The sequence below is a fragment of the Bradyrhizobium sp. P5_C11_2 genome, from assembly GCF_054049755.1.
Window position 1 is genome coordinate 1 of sequence record NZ_JBFULT010000543.1, and the last position, 5,144, is coordinate 5,144.

Annotated in this window: 5 protein-coding genes; all 5 read right to left on the bottom strand. The window is 59.0% G+C overall.

Annotation, left to right across the window (positions count from 1 at the left end):
- Positions 1–426: AHH domain-containing protein (locus ACXJL8_RS33450; protein WP_456686335.1), on the bottom strand; the 426-nt coding region annotated here is incomplete at its 3' end.
- Positions 427–1,117: 691 nt separating this feature from the next.
- Positions 1,118–1,750, bottom strand: a complete 633-nt coding sequence (locus tag ACXJL8_RS33455; protein ID WP_456623826.1) for an imm11 family protein — start codon at positions 1,748–1,750, stop codon at positions 1,118–1,120.
- Positions 1,751–2,058: 308 nt separating this feature from the next.
- On the bottom strand, positions 2,059–2,835 hold the full coding sequence (locus ACXJL8_RS33460) for a DUF4261 domain-containing protein (protein WP_456623825.1): 777 nt from the start codon (positions 2,833–2,835) through the stop codon (positions 2,059–2,061).
- Between the two features lie 254 nt (positions 2,836–3,089).
- Entirely contained in the window at positions 3,090–3,338 is a 249-nt protein-coding gene (locus ACXJL8_RS33465; protein WP_456623824.1) for a hypothetical protein, read from the bottom strand.
- Positions 3,339–3,600: 262 nt separating this feature from the next.
- Complete coding sequence (locus ACXJL8_RS33470; RefSeq protein WP_456623823.1) at positions 3,601–3,954, bottom strand: cupin domain-containing protein; 354 nt, start codon at positions 3,952–3,954, stop codon at positions 3,601–3,603.
- Positions 3,955–5,144: the final 1,190 nt, after the last annotated feature.

Below are 5,144 nucleotides of genomic sequence, written 5' to 3' on the forward strand. Positions count from 1 at the left end.
GTCTCTGATTGCCCTAAGTATCTCCGGGTATTGATCGCGATAGGCCTTGTAGTCCCTGAATATCTTCTCAATACCCAGATCAACGTCCTCGCGCGTTTTACCGATCGGCACATTTGTATAGAGATCGCTGTTGACGAAGCCGATACGCATTGCGTCAATAAGAGTCCTCATTTCTGCAGCTCGATCGCTTGGACTCGAAATATCTGCGATCCGCTCAAGTGTTTTACAGACGGCTTTTACATAGGAAGAAACGTGTCTGCTGGGATGAGGCGACGCATCTAGTTTCGCGGCAACCTCCCGATCTCCTGGCAGATAGATACGATTTGCGGGAGAATCGATATCGAACGTTTTCTTATCTATATCGCGAAACGCGCGGTGGCCTCTAAAGCGCTCTAGGATAATGTGATGATCAAAGAGAATTGCCATGCGCCCTCACGCAATGGGTCTCATTAGGACGTGGACTGATGAACTCCGATCCGGAGACGTATTGAGGCGAGCGCGACCGCGGCGGGAACGTCGCGCGTTCGTCAAACCGGATTGCAATGCTTCTGAAATGCTTGGGCTTACAGCCGAAGCGCTCGATCACCCGGCGCACGGAGCGCTGAACCAGTCGCCGTCCTGAACGAATATCGGCCAGGCGCTTCTGATCTCGTGCGAAGAATGCATCGGCGTTATGACCGCCATCGACGCCACAGCACGCGGCCCCCACTCTCCACCGAAAAGGAAGCAGCGGGCAGATCGTGAGCCCGATCGAGAGCTAGTTTGAGCGTAGTCGGCGGGCTGCTTTCACCGGCGGCCGTGTTGATCTTGATGCCTATGTTCCGCAAGAATGATCGATGGCGTAGTCTTCGCCATTTTTATTCGCTGCAGCGTTATGAGGTTTCGACGCGTCGATCTGCACATTTGAATGCGGCAAGGCTGTCGAAATGTCACAGCTGGGCATTGTCCATATCAACGATCGCGGGGCGTGCGACGATCGCATCGTCCCGTGAGATCAGGGCAGCCGGCCGGAAGTACACGGAAAGTGCCGCTAAGGAGCCGCAGATCGTCTACTCGCGCTCCCGCGAGTGTCCGCGAGCGAACCAGACCTCATTACGCACACAGAATCCGGGCTGGCTCAGAGCTTTGAGACGTCGCTAAACCAAATTCTCTTGAGGCCCGCGGACTTGCAGGCGTCCTTCAATTCTTGATCGCATATGACGTCAGCCTCGCTATGAGCCATACGAAAGATATGCGCTGTGCCAATTGCAGCCTCCGTAAAGACCAGTTTGGAGCCCGGCATCGTCAAGTAGATCTTCTTTCCAAATTTAAGGGAGCGAGGATCGTCCTCAATTCGGATGGTCAAGCGCGATTGCGATTCATCCAGCGCGTCGAGAACGCGAACAACATCGCACAGCCAATAGTTCGGCCCATGGTAGCTACCATGCGGTACTCGCACATCGCACGGCACAAACACAAAGGCCTCCGGGTCAAGCCCCTCGAATACCACCTTTGTCCGATCCGAAATAAGCCACCAGCCGTAGTAGGGCTCCAAGTCATAGGGCAAATCGCCTGCCGATTTGTCAAACACGAAAGGGGCAGGCGCGGTAGAAGCCGGCAGACGGAAAACCTCGTAGGGAGGAAGGATATTCTCGTCCTCTAGCCAATAGCCCGGCTTGCCTCCCACCCGGAGGTCGGGCCCCATTTCGTAGTAGCGGCGCCTTCGCGCTCTGGGTCGTTTCGCAATCGAAGCTGCCCTTTCTTTACCCATGACCGAGTCCCATTGAACATCGTGCCCACAATGACGCCATGCAGAGAACCAATATCAACTGCTCAACAATAAAGCCCGCGGCATCCCGCGGGCTTGATCCGAACTCTTTCGATGATGCCATTCTGCCAGTGTTTTGCCCGACGAGTCAAACAGCCGATCTCGAACGGCATACGCACGGCTTCGTAACCAGTCTTCACTCCGGCCGAAGCAGCAGCCGTATCCGGCGCGAGAACCACTCCTTAGCGTCAATGTGCGGATTGCCTGGACCATCTAATGACGCCGCAAAGCATTGTGCTGACGATGCCCGACTACGCGAAGTCATCGCCGCAGGAAAACACAGGCAAACCACCAAAGACCTCGGAGTTCTTGTAACGAACCGCGAAGCGCTCGTTCTCGTGTGCTCCAATCGTATCGCCATCCTTGACTACGTTTCCGTGCTCGATCAGATAAACGGAAAGTCCATCCACTTTGTCGATCAGCGCGGGCAGCGTGAGCTTGCCCGTGTCGAACTGGATCTCGCGCCCGACGAAAGCGGACAGCCCCATCGTGATCGCGCCAATTTTTCTACCTGACTGGAACGGAAGGATGTCGACCCACAGCGTGAAAGGGTAATGAGGAAACGGGGCAAACGATTGACTGGACATGTCCCGCCAGAGCTCGGCGGGCCGCGCCACCTGTCCAGCCCACACGACGCCACAACATTCCCGCATCGTGGCAATCAATGCACCGATGACCGCGGTGGTAATGCGCGCGGCGATCAGCGGTCGCTTACTCTGTCCAAGCATAGAGACGATCAGGTGACCTCGATGCCGCGCCGCCACCGCCTTACTCTCCGGCCACATTCTCGCAGCGCGCGCCCACAGTCCGGGATCCTGCGGAATGGGCGCTGGCATCGACATGACGGCGACGAACTCGTTGCCGCAGCGAATGAGCGGCGAGTTTGCTTGAGCCTGTTGCGCGCCTCCGTTCTCCGCAACCTCAGTTGCCAACTCCGGATGTCGAGCGCGGAGGACCCTGGCAACCGCTGACATGTCCGGCGTTGCCGGATTATCCAACAGGACCAAAGCGAGAAGCGAGTTACTCATTAACGACCTCGCGAAAATTGCGAGACGCGACTGGCGATGTTCACGGCACGGCTCGCTCACAGGTTGAAGCGAGCATCAACTAGAACAAACATAGAACATTGTCAACTGAAGGTCCCCGGCATTACGGTCCGGTTCACGGCGAGGGCAGCGAGGTGGTCGGCATCGGAGCGAAGGAATTGGGTGACGGCAGCGCTGAAGTGAAAGGCTGTCGACCGCAGGAGTGTGTCAGCTCTGGCCGACTTCAACGCGCGCCCCTACTCCTCCGCAAGCTTCCGCACGATGTAAGCGTCCACCGTCTCCGCGAACGAGCGCTGCACGCCGACCGCGGCGCCGTAGAGGTCCGAGGTGTCCTGCAGGAGGACGCGCAGGCCGCCCTTGCGGGTGCAGACCGGCGCGATCTCCAGATAATCATCGATGGCGCCTTCGGCCTGCGGGATCGCCTTCGGATCGCCCCTGGCGATCAGCAGGCGCAACAGGCTCTGGCAATCGGCCAAACCCGGCATGAGCTAAGGCCCTCAGCTTCGCTGCGATTTCGGCTTCGGTTCCTTGACGGGCTGGGTGTGGGTGCCGAACAGCGCCAGCAGAAACGCGACTTCTTCCTTCGAACCGACCTGGATCATGATTGTCTCCTTTTCGCTTGTTTGGTCGGCGCGGGCGGACGCGGCGTTCAGGACAATCTGGTTTCAGCAATGTTTCAGGCGTGTTTCATCCGGGCCGCGTATGATCTCTGCGGGCCTTGACCGGCCGGCGCCTGCCGCCCGCCGCTCAAGCCAGGATGCGGGGCGCCGCGGTCGCCGGGTCACCCGAGTTCGGCGTGCCCGTCGGCTCGATCAGCAGGATGTGCACCTCGCCCCGCGCGACCGGCCTGTGCTCGACGCCCTTCGGCACGACGAAAACCTCGCCCGCCGTCAGCGTCACCGTGCGATCGCGCAGCTCGATGTCGAGCGTGCCCTTGAGCACGAGGAAGAAATCGTCGGTGTCGTCATGCTTGTGCCAATGGAACGGACCCTCGAGCTTGGCGACCATGATGTCGTTGCCATTGTAGGTCGCGACCGTGCGCGGCGAGAAGCGGTCATCGAAGGTCGCAAGCTTTTCGGCGAGATTGGCGGGTGACGTCATGATGTTCTCCGGGATACGACAATTCTCGATCGTCAGTCCGGCCGGCGATCGATGCGGACCGGCCCTGACGTCAACAACACGCCGAAGTGCCGGAATGCAAGCCTCTCATCCGCCCCCTGCGATCCAGTCCGCGATCCGCGCGATGCAGTCGTCATCGGTATAAATTCGGCGGGGATCAATTCAGCTTTCTCGGCAACGTGCAGAGACACACTCACCTACAAAACCTACGCGGAGTGCATGGACACCAAGGCGTTTTTGGGCTGGATACAAAGAGAAGCCCGTTGGCATTGCAGCAGCCTGCTCGCCATTGCAGCAGCCTGCTCGCCATTGCAGCAGCCTGCTCGCCGCAGGGAAGCTGGCCGGGGAGAAGCAACAGGTCGCCGAACTCAAGCGAGCGGGACGTCGCTAGGTCGATACCGTCCGCTGGCTGCGCCCGAGACGCAGGATAGCTTGTTTCAATCAACGGACTTGTCAACGGACCTGGAGCGATGCGGAATGACCGCTCCGGGTTGGAAGCGGTCATCAACTTACGGCGTCRCAATGTCCGCATGTGAGCCACTAGGCGACATCAGACGTTTATCGGCGTATTTGAACGCCTCAATCTGGTAGCTCTCCAATCAATCCGCCACCACCAAGTGACTTCGCCGGGCCAGTGGAATTACTTTTTCTCCCCGGTACCTGTGCCGGTAGTTGTAGCTGCACCGGTAGTTGTACCTGTCCCGGTAGCTGTACCACCTGTACCGGTAGCTGTACCTGTGCGCCGCTCCTGACGCCGCTCTGTGCGCGCTGTGCGCCTCTCCTGACGCCGCTCGTGCCGCGCTGAACGCCGCTCCTGACGCCGCTCGTGCCGCGCTGAACGCCGCTCCTGACGCCGTTCCATGCCAGCGGTCGGAGCCGCAGCGGTCGGCGGCGCAGCAGTCGGACCCGCAGCAGTCTGAGCCTCAGCATCGGACACTGTCAGTACCGTAGGGGCCGCCGCGAGGCCGAACGCAGCCGCCAATCCCATCAGTGAAAGGGCCTTTCGGCGAGAGAACATTTCCGACTTGAGGATTGCACTCATGTCAAAACCTCCCTGGCTAGATGGACCATCTGCCAATGCACTCAATTCCAGAGTACCTACGTTTGTTCCAAATCAACGGGGCGGTCCGGCTACTATAAGCTGCGCTGAAGGTGTTGGATGTTCCAGCCCT